The organism is Laceyella sediminis (genome assembly GCF_003003125.1).
GTDB lineage: Bacteria > Bacillota > Bacilli > Thermoactinomycetales > Thermoactinomycetaceae > Laceyella > Laceyella tengchongensis.
Map to the genome: position 1 here is coordinate 20,257 of NZ_PVTZ01000019.1, position 16,168 is coordinate 36,424.

Here is a 16,168-nt window from a genome sequence, read left to right on the forward strand (position 1 = left end):
GGCTGTTTGCGTCTCTGGTCATTCCTTGGATCAAGAATCGTTTTTGTCGGCAACGAATTTATACCCGGTTCCCCATACCGTTTGTAATGAAGCAGAGTAAGGTTTCAATTTGCTTCGCAGACGAGAAATGTGCGTGTCGACGGTGCGGTCGAATCCCTCATATGTAATGTCCCACACTTTCTCCAACAAGTACTTGCGGCTGAACACACGTCCTGGATGCTTGAGGAAAAGGTAGAGGAGCTCGTATTCTTTAGGAGTGAGATCAAGCAGACGTTGATCGATGGATACTTCTCTTTTTTCCGGATCAAGTTGGATGAACCCATAGTCCAATTTCTGCGGCGTGTGGATGGGAGAGGTTCCTGGTTGGTGCATCATGGCCATCCGCCGCAACAAAGACCGCACCCTTGCCCGTAGTTCCCCCATGCTAAACGGTTTTGTCATATAATCATCCGCTCCGACATCCAGCCCCCAAATTCGCTCCATCTCATGCCCCCGCGCGGTGAGCATGATCACGGGAACGACCGAAGACTCACGCATTTTCCGGCAGATCTCCACTCCTTCCATATCAGGCAGGTTCCAATCCAAAATCACTAAATCAGGCTGTTTCTTCTGCCACAACTCCATTCCCGCTTGACCATCGGAGGCAATGAGGGTGTCATGCATATCCAGATGCAAATGCCGGGCGATCAGATGGGACAAATCGCTTTCATCTTCCACTATCAATATTGTCGCCATTTGTTTCCACCTCCTGTAAACCGTGATTGGACAATTAATTTCAGAAAATTGGACAAAGAGGTTTGCCGAGTCATTAAAGTTTGTTTCTTTCCTCATGGTACCGGAGCAGAATCGGATATTCAATCATTAATGGTATGTTTCCCTTTTTATACAACAGTTTCTATAAGCATTAGAAAAAGTTTTGTAATAACTAATGAATATAATGGGTTGGTAACGCAAGGAGGGCAAAAAGCCCGCATTTAGATAGATATGGGAGGGAAGCCTGGTGCGGTTTATCGGCTGGGCGTTGAGCTTGATCTTGATTTCAACCGCGTTATCGCCTGTGCCGCAACAAGCGGATGCAGCGGGAAAGGATGACTACACCCTGATGGTGTACATGGTGGGGTCTGACTTGGAAAGTGGTAGCGGTTTTGCAAGCAAAGATCTGCGGGAAATGATGGAAGTCGGATCGACACAAAAAACCAACGTAATCGTAGAAACCGGAGGTTCCAACCAATGGAGACAAAAGGGGATCAGCAATAAATACAATCAACGTTGGTTAGTCAACAAAGGGAAACTTCAACTCTTAAAGAAATTGGAAAATCGGGACATGGGGAAATCGAGCACATTGAGCGATTTTATCACATGGACCGTAAAAAATTATCCAGCTAAAAAGTACGCCATCGTCTTTTGGAACCACGGTTCAGGAGCGGTGCAGGGGTATGGTGCTGATGAATTGCACAATTACAACGCGCTGAGGCTGAACGAATTGCGACAGGCATTTGAGACCGCCCGCAAAAAAACAAACGTCCAATTCGACTTGATCGGATTTGATGCCTGCCTGATGGCCAGCTTGGAAATTGGCCAATTGCTACAGCCGTATGGAAAATATTTGGTTGCTTCTGAAGAGTTGGAACCGGGCCATGGTTGGAACTATACTCCCATTGTTAATGCCATTGCGAAAAACGGCTCCATCACTGGGGACCGATTGGGAAAAGTGATCTTGGATGGCTTTAAAAAGCAGGCGCAAGCAGAAGAGACGGTGGAAGATATCACTTTATCAGTGGTTGATTTGGCCAAGCTAAACCCGGTGGTCACTGCGTTCAGAGACTTGGTAAAAGCGATGAGTGCAGATGTTGGGAAAGTGGAGCAAGTGAAATGGATCGCAAAGCAACGTTACATCACTGAGGACTATGGGGATATGGGAGGAGAGGGCAGTTCTGATATGGCTGACCTAGCCGATCTGGCGGCTAATTTGTCCGCGCGGTATCCGAAACAATCGGCTGCGGTGGCCAAGGCTGTCAAGAATGCGGTGAAGCATAACCTCAACAGTCCGGGCAATGCCAAAGCCAAAGGCATTTCCATCTATTTTCCGTCCAAAGACAAGACACATTTCAAACGCAATCTGAATATTTATGACAAATATGACATCAATCCCACTTATGAGACGTTCTTAGTCTCTTACATCAACCACTTGTTGAAAAAGAAGAGCGGCATCAAATTTAACAACGCTGTCTCGCGGGCCAAGAAAGAGGTGGCTCCGGCCGGGTATGGGTCCACAGTGGAAGTAAAAGTGAACCAAGAGCAAGCCACTTCCATTGTGGATGTGCGGGGTGTGCTGAGCCAAGCGGTGTCAGGTGCAAAAGACAAAGTGCGCCTTTTGGGGATCCAGGGAGATCATGTTGGGTTGGATGCCAAATCAGGAACCATCCGTGGGCGCTGGGCGAATGCTTGGCCTACGCTGGGTGGGGAGTATGTGCCCATGAAAGAGTTGAATAAACAAGGAAACTATGTCACTTATGCGATTCCCGCCAAATTGAACGATGAGGACATGGAGCTGATTGTTCTGTTTAACCAATCAGGCCAATCATATGAAGTGTTGGGTGGATGGCACGGCATTGACGCGGAAACAGGCGTGGCCGACCGCAATTTGACCCCCATCCAATCAGGAGACAAGTTGACCCTCATGTATCCAGAATATGATAAACAGACAGCCCAAACCAAAATGGTGGCAGGCAAAACATTTGTTGTGGCGCAAGGTTTGCAGGTGGAGACCAAGCCATTGCCTAAAGGGAAATACGCCTACGGGTTTTATCTCACTGATTACACGCAACAATCGGTTTTGTCTGATCTGACGCCAATCAAATAAGTGAGCGATGGAGATAAGCTTCCTGCTACCCCAGGGAGCTTTTTTTATGGTTATAAGTGATCATCGCGTTATCTGGGTAGTGGCCCAGTCGACTTTACATTAAGCAATCGGTCCGAGTCTATGTCCCTCACGCATGGCGCGTTGCCCGTTCTATCCCTTGCTACTTAGGAGATGAAACCGGGTGTTGCCTTCATTCCTGCTGCCCAAAATATGGATGGATATTTCCTGTTTAATTTACCTTATTAAGGTATCAATGTATTATTTTCGGTACCTTTCATCCTCATTTGCCCGTTTCTCGGGGTTAATAAGCACAATAAAACACCAAATAACAATCATGCAAATATACATATTATTTAGTTATTTTATCAAATAATATACTTTTGATATTTTAAGTTAGTAGTTTTGTCATCGAAATGGGGAGATTAAGTTGAAGACGAACCCATCGCGAGTGAACTAAAGTAGAAAAAAACCTTGGTTTATATGGTTTTTAGAGTTGGGGTTTAAATGTATGGATTTAAGGCGATGAGTTCGTCATGGGGTGGGTATTCACTCGAAGAGTGGTGTGTAATTAAAAATAAATTTTATTATTCAATAGTATATTTTATCCAAGGCGCTTTATTGAAGTAATGGAAATTCATTTCTTAAAGTGTGTATTTTTCCTTATCAAAGCCAGATGTTGAAAAAGCCACGGATGTTAAGTATCCGTGGCGTCATGATGCAGATGGGTGTAGTGAGGGTTTTTTTGGGCGGCAACGCCGCTATGTGGTTAAAAAGGTGCTTGATCAAGTTGCCGCGCCTGGGCACCGGCAAGGCACGGAGACAGCTCGACGAGGTCGATCGCGATGCCCAGCTTTTCATATAAGCGCCGAAAGTAGGATGCTGCTTGTTGGACGTTTTCGCAGGCGGCCAAGAGTGTTGGCCCGGCACCGCTCAAGGCCACGCCATACGCCCCATGATGCCGTGCTTCTGCAATCGCTTCTTGCAATCCAGGCACGAGCGGAAGCCGATAAGGCTGATGAAACAAATCATCCATCGCTACGGAAAGGAATTCCCATCGTTTTTGCAACAAGGCGGCTACCAGCAGATTGGCCCGGCTACTTGATAGAATGGCATCTTCTTTGGAATAGGACTTAGGCAACACGCGGCGAGCCTGTTCGGTGAAGAGCGTTTGTTGCGGGATGACGGCTAAAAACGGCAAATCAGGGGGAGGGCAAGGGAGGATGTGAGCCTGTTCTTCGTCCCATGTGCCGACCACCATTCCGCCGTAAAGGGAGGCCCCCACATTGTCGGGATGCCCTTCCCATCGTGTGGCGCGTTGCAACAACTCCTGTTTGGACCACTTTTCACCCAACATTCGGTTGGCGGCCAGATATGCGCCGACGATAGCTGCCGCGCTACTGCCCAGCCCCCGAGCCAACGGGATTTCATTTTCGATCTCCAATGTAAAGGGGGGAAGGACTGTCTGGGCTTCCGCAAATGCCTGTTTCATTACGTTGACGATCAGGTTGTTCTCATCCAGAGGAATATCCTTTCCCGCTCCGGAGATGACACGAATGTGTAAGTGGGTGGAAGGCGAAAAACGCAAACGCAGATAACGATTAAACGCCAATCCGATTGAGTCGAACCCGGGGCCTAGATTGGCGGTGCTACAAGGAACAGATACTTCAAAAGGGGCGAACGACATCATCGCGTAAGACCCCTCTCCATGACGACATGCTGAAGAATCGCTTCTTTGCTACAGGGGATGACTTCCGGTTTGACATCGAGCGATTCCAAGGCGGTAGTAGGATCTTTCAAGCCATTTCCGGTCAAGACGCACACAACGGTAGATCCAGCGGGCAAGCAGCCTTGACGGTGCTGTTTGATCACTCCGGCAACGGAGGCGGCGGAAGCCGGTTCACAAAACACTCCCTCCATGCGGGCGATCATGCGGTAGGCGGCCAAGATTTCCTCATCTGTCACACTGCCGATCAATCCTTTGGATTCCGTCGCGGCGGCCACGGCTGTTTGCCAGCTGGCGGGATTGCCGATGCGGATGGCGGTAGCGATGGTTTCCGGATTTTCAATCGGCTCTCCACGCACGATCGCGGCGGAACCTTCGGCTTCAAAGCCCCACATGTTAGGCAGATGTTGGATGCGACGTGCTTGGGAGTATTCGTTAAAGCCTTTCCAGTATGCGGTGATGTTGCCGGCGTTGCCAACCGGGATGGCCAAGATGTCCGGGGCTTGTCCCAGTTGGTCGCACACTTCAAAAGCGGCCGTTTTTTGCCCTTCGATTCGATAAGAGTTGATGGAATTCACCAAGGTGATGGGATATTCATCAGTAATTTCGCGCACCAGCGCCAGCGCCTGATCAAAATTTCCTTCCATCGCCAACACTTTGGCTCCGTACATGACCGCTTGGGATAGTTTCCCTAAGGCAATATGTTGATGGGGAACCACAACGTAACAGTCAAGCCCCAACTTGGCGGCATAGGCAGCGGCCGAGGCGGATGTGTTGCCGGTAGAGGCGCACATGACTGCCTCGCTCCCTTCTTCTTTGGCCTTGGCGATGGCCAGAACCATGCCGCGGTCTTTAAACGAACCGGTGGGGTTGGCCCCTTCAAATTTAAGGTACAGTTGAACACCGAGTTCCTGGGAGAGTCGGGCCGCGTGATAAAGCGGGGTTTCCCCTTCATATAAAGTCAAAGCGGGCGTCTGCTCTGTGACTGGCAAAAACGGACGGTATTTTTCCAAGATTCCTTGTCTCATTGCATCGATCCCCTTTTTAGATTGTGATCTGGTTGACATGGGCGATGTGACAATGTTCTTCTCGAAAATACATATGTTCATTCATTGCGAACATTTTACCTTTGCTTGAATACTTCTTCAAGATGTTTTTTGATAAAGATTTGTTGTGTTGTTGTTGCGTTTGGGGATAGGATAAGCGGCTTTTTATGTTTGGGAACGTGACACAAATAAGCGGGGAAGGAGTGCAACTTAGACCTGTTGAAAGGAATCATATGAGGAAAGGGATAAACATCTGTTAGTAATTAGAAGTATGCGAAATAGAAATGGAATAAAGACTTAGTGAATGAACAGGCAGAATTAGGGTTTTTACTGGGAAAATAGGGATGGTTTAGTGAGTGATTCCACATTAGGGTGTAAACTGGGCACAATATATTGTGGATAATGTGGATAAGTATGTGGATATGTTGATTGAGCTGGGGATAAAGTTATGCTGTTTGTGGATGAATTTATTCTTTAAAGAACAAAACCTTCGGCTGGGGGGCAGGGAAGATGGAGTCGGAAGCAATCATTGAAAAAACGGTTGACTATGTGAAGGAAACACTGCGGAAACAAGAGGGAAGCCATGATTGGTTTCATATTGAACGGGTGTGGAAAAATGCGATCCAGTTGGGAAAGGCGGAACAGGCGGACATGTTGGTGGTTCAGTTGGCGGCACTGTTGCATGATATCGCTGACCACAAGTTTCACGGTGGAGATGAAACCGTGGGGCCCCGTATGGCTGAGGAATGGCTGGCTGGATTAGGTGTGGATGAGGAAGTGGTAAGGCACGTTTCGCAGATCATCGCTGATCTCTCTTTTAAAGGTGCTCATGTTCAAACGGTGATGAAAACCAAAGAGGGCATGGTTGTCCAAGACGCGGATCGGTTGGATGCCATTGGGGCTATTGGGATCGCCCGCGCTTTCGCTTATGGGGGGTACAAGGGACAACCCCTATATGATCCGGCGATCCAGCCGACACTCCATGCCTCGTTCGCGGAATACAAACAGGCTCAAAGCACGTCAGTCAACCATTTTTATGAGAAACTCCTGCTGTTGAAAGACCGGATGAATACGGAAACGGGAAGAAAGTTGGCTGAGGAGCGCCATGTGTTTATGGAACGGTTTTTGGAGGAATTACAACAGGAATGCGGAGTGTCTTTCATTCAGCCGAAGAGCGAAGGATCAGGCTTGGTTTGATGAAACGGGCCGCACGTCGGCCGATCGGGAGGGATCACCTTGAAAAAAGCGGTTTTGTTTTGGAGTGTAGGCATTTGCGCTGTCGGGCTGTTGCTGTGGTGGGGGAATGAAGCGTTGCGTCCCTCGAAGCGGGGAATTACTATCATGGCGGAACCGGTTGTAGCACAAACTCTGAAACAGATGACTCAGGATGCCGCCCTGATCGTGGTAGCAGTGCATCAAGGCGAGGTGGAGCGGCCATCGACTGGTTCTTCCATGGAGACCAAAGTATTTTCGTTTGCGGTACGGGATACATTGAAGGGAGATGCGCCGGATAACATTCATGTGCGCGTGCCTTATCGGCATGTCGAAACATTGAGCGTGGATGGGGAAAAAGTGGAGGTGGCGCTGAAAAGGCCGAAGTACATCGCACCCAAGACTGGCGAATCGATGGTATTGTTTTTGTCCCAGCGCGATGCTGATGGAACTTACTTACCGGCTTTTCAACCATTTTTGATTGCACGGGATGAGCAGGGAGCGGCAAAGCTTATGATCGGCAGAAACAACCAGTCCACTGTAGAGCTTTCAGATGGCACCCGTGTGACGTTAAAAGAAGAGGTGCAGATCAAGGATGAGATAACGGGCCGATCCTTTGCAGAAGTGGTCGAGGAGATTGAACAGATGACAAAAAAACAGCCTGGTTCATAAAAACCAAGCCGTTTTTTGTCCTTAATCATCAAATTCTACTTCGAGCTCGAGGCCGTCTTCGTTTAGTTCCAACTCCACTTCGACACCGCCGATTTCAATTTCCAACTCGTTCTCATCCACTTCAATTTCAACATCGAACGGTTCAAATAAGCTCATCTTGTCGGCTCCTTCATCGTTGGAATTTGATACACTTCTATTATAGGTGATCAGTAGGGTGAGAGAAGAGGAGAATATTTAAAAATAAGCGAAAAGAAGCAGGCGGCGTATGAATGCATTTTAACGGATATTACGCTACCAGTGAACGGTGATAATTTACGGCGTTAGGCTGTCCTAGTATAATAGGAAAAGAAATGAAACCATACTAATAGGGAGCCCTTCGGCCTGGGCTCCCTATTAGTATGAACAAGAGGGGGAGAGAAACGATATGAGCCCAGCGGTGATAGCGGTTACGGTCTTTTTAATTGTTTATGCCTTTATTATCACTGAAAAATTGAATCGGGCTGTTGTGGCCTTGCTTGGTGCTTCTGCCGTCATTGTGTTGGGGATCTTGGACACGGAAAAAGCGTTTCACGAGTACATCGACTGGGAGACGATCATCCTTTTGATCGGGATGATGATCTTAGTGGGGATTATCAATAAAACGGGGATATTCCAATATCTCGCCGTGAAAACCGCTAAGCTGTCTGGAGGCAATCCGGTACGCATCATGATTATGTTGTCGGCACTTACGGCGCTATTGTCAGCCTTTTTGGACAATGTGACCACCGTGCTGTTGATTGTTCCGGTGACATTCTCCATCACCCGCATGCTGAAAGTGGATGCGATTCCCTTTTTGATCATGGAAGCGGTTGCGTCCAATATCGGGGGCACTGCTACGTTGATCGGCGACCCGCCCAACATCATTATCGGCTCTGCCAACAAGCATCTGACCTTCAACGACTTTCTGTTGAACTTGGGGCCGATTGTGGTTGTGATTTTGACGGTTGTGCTGTTGCTGGTGTATTTGATTTACCGTCGCCGGATGAAGGTGGATCAAGCGATGGTGACTGAGTTGATGAAATTGGATGAGAAGGCTTACATCACGGATCAGAAGTTGTTGACCAAATCCCTGATCGTGCTGGTCTTAACCATTTTGGGGTTTGTGCTTCACTCGGTCATTCACATCGAGGCGGCTGTGGTGGCTATGACTGGTGCCACGTTGTTGTTGCTGATCAGTGTGAAAGATGAAGATGTAGAAAAGGTGTTTGAATACGTGGAATGGCCCACCATCTTCTTCTTCGCTGGATTGTTTGTGCTGGTGGGAAGCTTGCAAGAAGTGGGCGTGATCAAGTTATTGGCTACCGAACTCTTGCGAGTGACTGGCGGAGATGTGTCGGTTGCCTCGGTGTTGATTTTATGGGTATCTGGCATTGCTTCCGCTTTTGTTGACAACATTCCTTTTGTGGCGACGATGATTCCGCTTATACAAGATATGATTGCAGGTCTTGGATTTGCCATCGACGGTCCGCAAGCTGACGCCTTGTGGTGGTCTTTGTCCCTGGGTGCTTGCCTTGGTGGGAACGGAACGATTATCGGCGCTTCCGCCAACGTGGTGGTGGCGGGCCTTGCCGCTAGGGAAAAACACGGTTTCAGCTTCTGGCAGTTTATGAAAATGGGTATGCCGATCATGTTGCTTTCCTTGGCCATTTCGCATCTGTATATCTATTTGCGTTACCTGATCCATTTTCAATAAGCCAAAACCGGTTTTAATTCGTTCGCAAACGGAAATCCCGTACCTGGGCAAGTTGTGGTAAAATGCACGAATACAGGAAAATTCGGCGCCGGCACAGTCCTTCGGCGGCTCAAGGGAGGATAAGAACAATGGAAGAGCGCAAAGCACGTGTTCGGGAACAGGCCAAGCAGTACCATGCTCAATTTAAAGGGCGACTCGATATGGAAGAGTATGCGGAAAATACGCAAGCTCGTTGCGAATTTTGCAATAAAAATGTGAAGCCGTGGGAGATCCGGATTGTGGCCGCGTCAGAAAAAGAACGATGGGCATGCCAGCCGTGTGTCGACCGAGAAGGTCTCACGCTTTCGAACAGCGATCAAGCGATCCAGTTCGAGGCAATCCGATTGGCCACCAAGTGGATTAGCATCCGGGGTTAAAAAAGGGTTTTTCGTCACTTCAACCCACCAACTTGATGCATCAGAACGTTCTAATAGTGATTGCAAAGAAAAATAGTGCAATCAAGATTGATTCTATATACTTGGATTATATATTCATCGTATTTCAGTAAAATATATCCACCCGTTGCGATGGCAAGGTACCTTGTGTTATGATAGAAACACCGCGCTAGATGGGGAGCTGGCGGTGCCCTGTAACCCGTAATCCGCCTTAACGGGGTTGAATTCCTATCTGAGGCGCATCTTGTGCGAGGTCTGGTCTGGATGATCAGTGTTGATAATTGGGTCCTACGCAACGAGGCCTTCCGAACCGTGTCAGGTCCTGACGGAAGCAGCACTAAGGGAGAATCCTCGTGTGCCGTAGGGGTGCCTGGTTTGAGCTGATGATCCAGTGCCCGCTCGGGCTAGGTGCGTCAAGGATAGGTGCGCGGCTACATAAGATGACGATAAGTCCAAGTTCCATTTTGGAGCTTGGGCTTTTTTGCGCTTTCCACTCCTATCTTCGGCAAAAGGCAAAAAAGACTGATTTTTTTGAAGGAAGAAAGTGGAAAATGGCGAATTAAAAAATATCACAATTTAGACAAAAAGTTCCGACATGAAAAGTGTCAGCCAAATGGAGGTGACTCGTGCCGATCGGGGCTCGTCCTGTTTTTCTGATTTTCATGGAGAGCGGGGAACCTTCCCTTGTCGGAACGTTGCGCATCCGTTGGGATCGGCGGCGACCATGCTAAGTAGCTGGTCCGAGGCGAAATCTTTCGAGAGAACCGTGTTCACGTAGGAAGAAGTTCAAGAGAAGAAGGGAAGCGACGATGTGGCGGTGCGATTATGATTAATATGAACATGAAATCTTTAACAGACCATGCTGATCCATCTTGCCAGTACCTTACTTTTTATCCGATGATAACGGTTGAGCGCATGGCCGCCCAGATGATGGCGAACATTCATCTTGGGGTGATTGTGCTAGATGAATGCAGCCAAGTGTTGGAACTCAATCCTGCGGCCGCCAAGCTGTTGAGATTGGATCGGGCGCGGGTGGTTTATCGGTCATTTGAGGAATTGGTTGCCCAGTTGGGCTTGCAGTCACAAGAAAAGGAGCAATTGACTTCATTCGTGTACTCAGCCTGGGACGGACAGGAGATGGACTGGGTGTGGCATGATGAAGGGGAGGAGCGGTATTTTACGTTGCGCATGCAAGCGCTCAAAGATTATGAGCAACGGTTGGCTGGCTATATGCTGGTGATTGAAGATGTGACCGCACTCCGTTTGTTGGAATTGCAAGTTCGGCGCAACAGCCGTTTGGCCACCATTGGGCAAATCGCGGCCGGTACGGCTCACGAGATCCGCAATCCCTTGACCGCCATTAAAGGATTCCTGCAAGTGATCCGGCATAAGTTAAAAGATAGCGGCCAAGGCAAAGAATGCGGCTATATCGATATCATGTTGAAAGAGATTGGGCGGATCAGCAATCTCGTCGGTGAGATCCTGCTCTTGAGCAAACCCCGCCAAACGGATTTGCGGGCTGTGAATGTGATCAAAGTCTTGAGAGAGATATTGCCCATCATTAAAAATGAGGCCTTATTGCATAATATAGATGTTTCTTTTGAAAAAAGCGTCTCTGCTCTTCCTGTCGTCATCGCTGACGGAGAGATGCTAAAGCAGGTTTTTCTTAATTTGAGCAAAAACGCCATCGAAGCGATGAAACGGGGTGGAAAGCTAAGCATCCGTTTGGCCACGATGGCAGAGGAACGGCAATTGCGTGTGGAGATCATCGATTCAGGGTCGGGGATTCCCGAAGAGGTGCAAGAGAAGATATTTGAGCCTTTTTTTACCACGAAAGAGAATGGCACGGGGTTGGGGCTGCCCATTTGCAGGCAAATCCTGATGGAGTTGGGCGGGACGATCGAGCCGGATTCCAGCGAGACAGGCACGACGATGTGCGTTTATTTGCCTCTGGCTTGATCTATGGCTCTGTCAGAAACACAACCAATGCTGGCGAGCTAGGTGACCCCTTCCTATCCTGCTGTTACGGTTGATGACTGAACCCACTTGACGGTGGGTTTTTGTTTTTCCGAAGATGCCTTGTCTTTTGGAAAAAAGAGAATCGGTGTAGTATGATAAAAAGGATCATCAGATTTTGCCCCACATGGGGAAGGCTGGAGTGTTGGGTGTGTCCTATCGGGCATTATATCGGGTATGGAGATCGCAACGTTTTGAAGACTTGGTTGGGCAAGAACATGTGACAAAAACGCTGAAAAACGCTTTGAAGGAAAAGCATCTTTCGCATGCTTACCTCTTCAATGGCCCACGGGGGACAGGGAAGACCAGTGCCGCTAGGATTTTGGCTAAAGCGGTTAACTGTGTGCACGGCCCAGCACCTGAACCGTGCAATGAGTGCGAGGCGTGCAAGCGGATCACCGAGGGCGCGATGATGGACGTGGTGGAGATCGACGCCGCTTCCAACCGTGGAGTGGAAGAAATCCGCGAATTGCGGGATAAAGTGAAATATGCCCCAACGGAAGTTCGTTACAAGGTGTACATCATCGACGAGGTTCATATGTTGACGACAGAGGCGTTCAATGCCTTGTTGAAGACATTGGAAGAACCTCCAGCGCACGTCATTTTCATTTTAGCTACGACGGAACCGCACAAACTCCCTCCGACGATCATTTCCCGTTGCCAGCGTTTCTCTTTCCGCCGCATTTCTTTTGAGCTGATTGTCGCCCATATGAAAGTAATCTGTGAGTCGATGGGAGTGTCCTATGACGACACAGCCCTGTACGCAGTGGCGCGAGCGGCGGACGGCGGCATGCGCGATGCCTTGAGCTTATTGGATCAGGCCCTGGCTTTTGCTGAAGACCGGCTGGACGAACAAGCTGTCTTGGCTGTGACCGGAGCGGTTTCCAAAGAAATCATGTTGCGCATGCTCCAAGCAGTGGTAGACGGCTCCGTTTCGGAAGCGCTGAAGGCGTTGGATGAAGCCGTCACGGGCGGGATGGAGCCGGAGAAGCTGATTCAGGATTTCATTCAGGCCGTTCGGGATGTCATGCTGTTTAAAACGGCACCACAGTTGGATGTTGTCAAATCAAGCCTGGGATACAGTGATTTGCTTCCCCGTTTGGGCCAACAATTGTCCATAGACCGTTTGACGCAGATGTTGGATTTGTTGCTCCATTACCAGCAGCAGATGAAATGGGTCGCCCATCCCCGGGTTGTGCTGGAAATGGCGATGCTTCGCCTCAGCGATACGGGTAGGCAGGAGCAGAAAGCGGCTGCTTCGGCTCCACTTGCCCAATTGGAAGAGCGGATTCGTGAGTTGGAGCAAGCCTTGCGCACGTTGCAAACGGCTCCCCCCGCACCCGTTGAACGGGCAACGCCAGCTCCGGCAGCACATCCGAAACCGGCTGCCGCGGCCAAAAACCAACCGCGGTTGACTGCTCTGACCGAACAGTGGGTCACTTTGCTGTCTTCTGAGAAACTGAAAGAAATCAAGCGCGCTTGGCCGGAAGTGTTGTACCGGGTCAAAGAAGAGAAGATCATGGTGCATGCCTGGCTGGTTGACGGCGAAGTAGTAGGGGCGACAAAAGACACGGTTGTGTTGGCTTTCCGTAGCAAGATCCATTGCGAGACGGTGGAAAATAAGCACAAAGATTTGATTCAGCAGGTAATGGCGCAAGTGTTGGGTACGCCAATGCGGTTGAAAACCATCATGATGCCGGAATGGCAGGAATTTGTGGCCCGCCATGGCAAACAACGGGAAACACAGCCGAATGAACCTGCGGAATCCGGCGGAGAAGATGATATTATTAAGAAGGCCATCGACTTGTTTGGTGAGCGATTGGTAAAGGTGATTGACCAAAACTAGTGTGGGAGGAACAATCCTTATGATGCGAAACATGAATCAAATGATGAAACAAGTAAAAAAAATGCAACAGGAAATGGCCAAAGCGCAACAGGAACTGGAGCATAAAGAAGTTACCGGCACTGCAGGCGGCGGTGTGGTCAAAGTGACCATGAACGGGCACAAACAGTTGCGGGGGATTGAAATCGCGCCGGAAGTGGTTGATCCCGATGACGTGGAAATGTTGCAAGATCTTATTACGGCCGCTTTTAATGATGCGATGAAGCAAGCCGACGAGTTGTTGGCGAAAGACCTGGGTAAGTTTACTGGTGGAATGAACATTCCCGGACTGTTTTAGTAAAAGCTAGGGGTGGCGAACGTTGTATGTGCCTGAACCGATATCAAAACTGATCGAAGGATTCATGCGGTTGCCGGGGATTGGTCCCAAAACGGCGCAAAGATTGGCGTTTTACGTATTGACGATGGAAGAGGACGATGTGCTGGATTTGGCCAAAGCCTTGGTTCGGGCCAAACGCGATCTGCATACTTGTTCGGTATGCGGAAATATTACTGATCATGACCCATGCTATATATGTTCGGATAAACAGCGGGATCGGTCGGTCATTTGCGTGGTTCAGGACACCAAAGATTTGATGGCGATGGAACGCACGCGTGAGTTCAACGGGATGTACCATGTGTTGCATGGAGCGATTTCCCCGATTGAGGGAATCGGGCCCGAAGAATTGAAAATTCCTGAGTTGTTGAAGCGCTTGGAAGATGACAACGTGCAGGAATTGATCTTGGCGACCAACCCCAATATCGAGGGGGAAGCCACGGCCATGTACTTATCGCGACTGATTAAGCCGTTTGGTTTGAAAGTGACGCGAATCGCGCATGGGTTGCCGGTTGGCGGCGATTTGGAGTATGCAGATGAAGTGACTCTGACTAAAGCTTTGGAAGGACGGCGTGAGGTTTAATCTGACAAGCCGGTGCATATAGTAGAGCGACACTCTTTTTCAAAAAAAGGGGGTCGCTCTTATTTTGTTAAAAAGCGGGTGAATAGTGATTGAGTGAGATGATAAGACCGGGTTGGAGGCGATTAAACCAACTTCGTCAAGGAGCGGCCTGGCTGTTATGCGCTGCGTTTTTTCTCATGGTTCCTCTTGAATTTTCATTGCTGGATTGGCAGCGGACGCCGCACGGTACGTGGTTGATTGCACCGGTGGAAAATCTTTCCGCCGGGCAGATGGCGGTGCTTGCGGTGTGGGGGATCATTTTGATGGCTGGGAGCATGGTGTTTGTGTTGTGCGGCTGTTTGCTTCGTTTTTCCCAAGAGCGGAGGTTGCTGGGATCAGAGCTTGAAGCGAGGGATATTGTTTATTTTACGGCGTGGGTGCAAACCTTTCAGATCGCCTTGCCCCTGTTGCTTGTTTTGTTGCCCGAACAGGGGGAGACGGAAGCTTTGTCATTGTTGGCATCGTATTTTCCATTCATGTGGATATGTTTGGTATCAATATTTTTATTACGGGGTAAATGGCGACAGATCGATTGTGTCTCCGTGGATGCCGCCTTTTGGGTAAAGGTTCCGTTGGTCATTGTCGGATTGTATCTGTTTTTTGTGTTGGTGGTTGACCGCCATTTGACAGAATGGTTTGCTGATCTCTGCTCATTGGAACTGTCCTCGTGGCGTGAAGAGAGCATCAGCCGTGGCATAGAACAGGCGGGTCAATCTCATCCCGTCTTACTGCTTTTGCAGTGGATAACGATCGGGTTTATCGGGCCGATCGCGGAGGAAATCCTGTTTCGCGGGTATTTGCAGGGATGGCTGACCAAACATGTCGGTGCAGTTGCGGGAGTGGGGGCGTCGGCGATGTTGTTTGCACTGTTCCACATTGATGTACCACTATTTCCGGCGTTGTTTTTGTTGGGTGTGGTCATGGGTTGGCTCAGAGTGTGGACAAAAACCTTGTGGGCGCCGATCATGTTTCACTGCCTCAACAATGCTGTTGCAACCTGGGTTGATATATCAGGTAGCATAAGCTGGGGATATTTTTGAAGATTGGGGCATAGATTGGAATTGTAGCTTGTCCATTTAAAAGGAGGGAAGAGAATGATGGAAATCAAGTGGTGGGTATTTGCGTTGGTTGGGGCCGTGGTGGTGTTCATGGTGATTAACCGCTCGGTCACTCAGCCTTTGTACTGGATATGGCAGGGCTTTTTATATTCGGCCATTGGGGGATTGGTGTTGTTTTTAATCAACTTGGTTGGACAGTACGTTCATTTCCACATTCCTATTAATCCGGTAACGGCCATTGTGGCGGGAATGCTAGGAGCGCCAGGGGTTTTGTATTTGTTGGCGGTTAAATTGTTTTTTGTAGCTTAAATAAAATTGAAAAAAAGTGTTGACTCATGTTTGAAATGATGTTAGTATCATATTTGTCGCCACGAACGGCGGCACAACAATGTAAAGTAGCGTTCCTTGAAAACTAAAGAGTGACAACGTGACCTGTCAATTCATTGAGCATAGACTCAAACCTCAGTTTCACATGTTGGTGTGAAACCTTTAACGGAGAGTTTGATCCTGGCTCAGGATGAACGCTGGCGGCATGCCTAATACATGCAAGTCGTGCGGGGGTCTTCGGACCCTA

At 48.9% G+C, this 16,168-nt stretch carries 15 protein-coding genes, 1 rRNA gene and 1 other RNA gene; 13 read left to right on the forward strand and 4 right to left on the reverse strand.

What is annotated here, in order from left to right:
- Window positions 1-30: 30 nt before the first annotated feature.
- Window positions 31-735: a response regulator transcription factor gene (locus tag CLV36_RS16060; RefSeq protein ID WP_022735719.1), complete on the reverse strand. Its 705-nt coding sequence runs from the start codon at window positions 733-735 to the stop codon at window positions 31-33.
- 265 nt (window positions 736-1,000) lie between these two features.
- On the opposite strand from CLV36_RS16060, the gene CLV36_RS16065 reads away from it, so the two are divergent.
- Window positions 1,001-2,863, forward strand: a complete 1,863-nt coding sequence (locus CLV36_RS16065) for a clostripain-related cysteine peptidase (RefSeq protein ID WP_106343334.1) — start codon at window positions 1,001-1,003, stop codon at window positions 2,861-2,863.
- A gap of 766 nt (window positions 2,864-3,629) precedes the next feature.
- Here the strand turns inward: CLV36_RS16065 and thrB are convergent.
- Together thrB and thrC are read right to left on the reverse strand one after the other, a co-directional pair.
- Window positions 3,630-4,550, reverse strand: a complete 921-nt coding sequence (thrB, locus tag CLV36_RS16070; RefSeq protein ID WP_022735717.1) for a homoserine kinase — start codon at window positions 4,548-4,550, stop codon at window positions 3,630-3,632.
- Complete coding sequence (gene thrC, locus CLV36_RS16075) at window positions 4,547-5,614, reverse strand: threonine synthase (RefSeq protein ID WP_106343335.1); 1,068 nt, start codon at window positions 5,612-5,614, stop codon at window positions 4,547-4,549. The genes thrB and thrC overlap by 4 nt, the downstream gene beginning before the upstream one ends.
- Before the next feature lie 528 nt (window positions 5,615-6,142).
- Here thrC and CLV36_RS16080 point away from each other — a divergent pair.
- On the forward strand, window positions 6,143-6,829 hold the full coding sequence (locus tag CLV36_RS16080; protein ID WP_022735715.1) for an HD domain-containing protein: 687 nt from the start codon (window positions 6,143-6,145) through the stop codon (window positions 6,827-6,829).
- Window positions 6,830-6,868: 39 nt separating this feature from the next.
- Window positions 6,869-7,516, forward strand: a complete 648-nt coding sequence (locus CLV36_RS16085) for a hypothetical protein (RefSeq protein ID WP_106343336.1) — start codon at window positions 6,869-6,871, stop codon at window positions 7,514-7,516.
- A gap of 21 nt (window positions 7,517-7,537) precedes the next feature.
- Here the strand turns inward: CLV36_RS16085 and CLV36_RS17945 are convergent, their stop codons facing one another.
- Window positions 7,538-7,672, reverse strand: coding sequence for a hypothetical protein (locus CLV36_RS17945; protein ID WP_259436099.1), 135 nt, complete (start codon window positions 7,670-7,672; stop codon window positions 7,538-7,540).
- 268 nt (window positions 7,673-7,940) lie between these two features.
- Here CLV36_RS17945 and CLV36_RS16090 point away from each other — a divergent pair, with 268 nt between their 5' ends.
- The 10 genes from CLV36_RS16090 to CLV36_RS16135 form a co-directional block, all read left to right on the forward strand.
- Window positions 7,941-9,248, forward strand: a complete 1,308-nt coding sequence (locus CLV36_RS16090; protein WP_022735713.1) for an ArsB/NhaD family transporter — start codon at window positions 7,941-7,943, stop codon at window positions 9,246-9,248.
- A gap of 128 nt (window positions 9,249-9,376) precedes the next feature.
- Entirely contained in the window at window positions 9,377-9,664 is a 288-nt protein-coding gene (locus tag CLV36_RS16095; RefSeq protein ID WP_022735712.1) for a hypothetical protein, read from the forward strand.
- A 182-nt stretch (window positions 9,665-9,846) separates the two neighbouring features.
- Window positions 9,847-10,113, forward strand: an RNA gene (gene ffs / locus CLV36_RS16100) — signal recognition particle sRNA large type.
- A gap of 394 nt (window positions 10,114-10,507) precedes the next feature.
- On the forward strand, window positions 10,508-11,641 hold the full coding sequence (locus CLV36_RS16105) for a two-component system sensor histidine kinase NtrB (protein WP_106343337.1): 1,134 nt from the start codon (window positions 10,508-10,510) through the stop codon (window positions 11,639-11,641).
- A 208-nt stretch (window positions 11,642-11,849) separates the two neighbouring features.
- Entirely contained in the window at window positions 11,850-13,544 is a 1,695-nt protein-coding gene (dnaX, locus tag CLV36_RS16110) for a DNA polymerase III subunit gamma/tau (protein ID WP_106343341.1), read from the forward strand.
- A 22-nt stretch (window positions 13,545-13,566) separates the two neighbouring features.
- Window positions 13,567-13,878 (forward strand): YbaB/EbfC family nucleoid-associated protein, encoded by a 312-nt coding sequence (locus CLV36_RS16115; protein WP_029071695.1) that lies wholly within the window; start codon window positions 13,567-13,569, stop codon window positions 13,876-13,878.
- A gap of 22 nt (window positions 13,879-13,900) precedes the next feature.
- Window positions 13,901-14,497 (forward strand): recombination mediator RecR, encoded by a 597-nt coding sequence (gene recR / locus CLV36_RS16120; protein WP_022735706.1) that lies wholly within the window; start codon window positions 13,901-13,903, stop codon window positions 14,495-14,497.
- 98 nt (window positions 14,498-14,595) lie between these two features.
- Entirely contained in the window at window positions 14,596-15,576 is a 981-nt protein-coding gene (locus CLV36_RS16125; RefSeq protein WP_245888396.1) for a CPBP family intramembrane glutamic endopeptidase, read from the forward strand.
- 54 nt (window positions 15,577-15,630) lie between these two features.
- On the forward strand, window positions 15,631-15,903 hold the full coding sequence (locus CLV36_RS16130) for a pro-sigmaK processing inhibitor BofA family protein (RefSeq protein WP_106343339.1): 273 nt from the start codon (window positions 15,631-15,633) through the stop codon (window positions 15,901-15,903).
- Window positions 15,904-16,083: 180 nt separating this feature from the next.
- Window positions 16,084-16,168: ribosomal RNA gene (locus CLV36_RS16135) — 16S ribosomal RNA — on the forward strand; the annotation flags it as partial.